Origin of the sequence: Nitratidesulfovibrio liaohensis (assembly GCF_011682075.1) — a bacterium.
Lineage (GTDB): Bacteria > Desulfobacterota > Desulfovibrionia > Desulfovibrionales > Desulfovibrionaceae > Cupidesulfovibrio > Cupidesulfovibrio liaohensis.
Map to the genome: position 1 here is coordinate 1 of NZ_VSMK01000423.1, position 2,338 is coordinate 2,338.

The window sequence follows — 2,338 nt, forward strand, 5'->3', positions numbered from 1 at the left end:
GGCTGCTGCGCCCGCTGGCCTCGTCCCGCTGCCAGCGCGACGCCGCCATGCAGGCCGCGCGCGAGGCGGGGTGCGCGGACAAGACCCGCGCCTACTACCGCCAGTTGGGCTATCGCTGGTATCACCTGCTTCCCGACAGGGTGGTGGCCAATCCGTTGGCGTTTCTCGACATGCGGTTTTTGAGGGCCACCTTTCTGCCCGGCAAACGCTAGGGCCGTTTCCGGATTGCCCTTTCGCCCGCTGGAGGCCGCCCGGAAGATGCGGAACGCCCCGGAGGCGGCAAGTTCCTGTCGCGCCGGGGCACGTTTGGGTGTACGCTGTACCGATAGGACTACCGATTTCGGAAATCCCCCGTGCCATTGATGCACAGGGGGAACCACAGGGCATGTAGAACGGTGCTGGAGACCGAACCGGCAACGGAATGGGCGCAGCGCAGCGCGCGCCGCAGGGGGGCGATTCGCATGGCAGCCGACGACGGCCACCACGATCACGATAGCGCCGAAACCGGGCCGGTATCCGCACATTCCGATCACCCGGAAGAGCCCGGCAATGCTCCTGGCGGCGCTTTTCCGGGGGGGCCACCCGGTGCCGCGCGGTATGCACAGTCCGATGCCCTGCCGGACGCGGAATCCGGCGACGTGGCCGAGCATCATCGCCTGCTGCTGGAGCATCTGCCGAGCGCCTACAGCCTGCACGAAATGCTCTGGGACGAGCACGGCCACCCGCGCGACTACCGTTTTCTCGACATCAATCCCGCCTTCGAAGTCATGACCGGCCTTGCCCGCGAACAGGTGCTGGGCCGTACCCTGCTTGAAGTGCTGCCCGGTATCGAGCGCAAGTGGGTGGATATCTACGGTCAGGTGGTCTCCACCGGCCAAAGCGTTTCCTTCGAACACCGCGACGAACTGCTGGGCAGGCACTGGGATGTGCGGGCCTGGCGAGCCGGGCCGAACATGTTCGCGGTGGTCTTTTCCGACGCCACCCGCTGCCGGGCCATGGAGGATGAACTGCGCCGTTCCTCGGCCATGCAGCGGGCCATGATTCGCAACATCCCCTTCGACTTCTGGGCCCGCGACACCAGCGGCCGCGTGGTCATGCAAAGCGACATTTCCGTGGCCCTGTGGGGTGACCTGACGGCTTCGCCCGACAGCGAGCGGGATGTGCCGGAGGCCACACGCGCCGGGTGGGCGGGCATCAACACCCGTGTCCTGGCGGGCGAGACGGTGCGCCACGAGCACGAGGCGCAGTTGCCCGACGGGACCTGGCGCGTCTTTTCCAGCATGGTCACCCCCATCCGCCCCATCCGTGAAGACACGGCCGACGGGCTGCTCGGCATTCTCGGCATCAACATCGACATCACCGAGCAGCGCGCCGCAGAACAGGCCCTGCGCAGCAGCGAGGAGCGGTTCCGATCGCTGATAGAGAACGCCCTGAACCTGCCGGTGCAGGGTTACGATCGCGAGCGGCGGGTGTTCTTCTGGAACGCCGCCAGCGAACGGCTGTACGGCTTCACCCGCCAGGAGGCCATGGGCAGGAGGTTGGAGGAACTCATCATCCCGGCCGACATGGCCGACGCGGTGCTGCGCGACGTGGCCCACTGGGTGGAGACCGGCATTGCCCCCCGCGCGGGCGAATTGCGCCTGCACCACAAGGACGGCAGCCCGGTGGCGGTGTATTCTTCGCACGTTGCGTTGCAGGGGCCGGGCGGCGAGCCGGAGATGTACTGCATCGACGTGGATCTCAACGACCTGCGCCGCACGGAACTGGCCCTGCGCGAGAGCGAGCAGCGCTTCCGCACGCTGGTGGCCAACCTGCCGGGCGTGGTCTACCGTTGCGAGGCCACGCCGCCGTGGCGGGCGTTGTTCGTTTCCGACCAGGTGGAACAGCTGACAGGGCATCCGGCGGCGGACTATCAGCAGAGGGGGCTGGCCCTTGAGCACATCATCCACCCCGACGACCGCGCCAGGGTCGTGGCGGACATGGAGGTGACCACCGATCCGGACGGCCATTTTTCACTGGAATACCGGGTGCTGCATGAAGACGGCACCCAGCGCGCGGTCATGGAGCAGGGACGGCGGGTGCATGACGAGGCGGGCAGGGAGTTTCTGGACGGGGTCATCCTGGACGTCACTCCCCTGCGTCAGGCCCTGAGCGATCTTGCCGCCGCGCGCGACTTTCTGGATGCGGTGATGGAGGCCATGCCCTCGGCCCTGGCCGGGGTGGGGCCGGACGGGCTGGTCATCCACTGGAACCGCGCTGCGGAAGAGGCGTCCGGCCTTTCGCGCGATGCCGCGCGCGGGCGCCTCGCGACCGAGGTGCTGTGTCGGCTGGTGGGCGC

At 67.8% G+C, this 2,338-nt stretch carries 1 protein-coding gene and 1 pseudogene; both read left to right on the forward strand.

Features of this window, described 5'->3' with window-relative positions:
• Positions 1 to 212 (forward strand): annotated as a pseudogene (locus FVW27_RS13415) (hypothetical protein); the annotation flags it as partial.
• 249 nt (positions 213 to 461) lie between these two features.
• Positions 462 to 2,338 (forward strand): PAS domain S-box protein (locus FVW27_RS13420; RefSeq protein ID WP_167125936.1); only part of this gene is annotated, 1,877 nt, incomplete at its 3' end.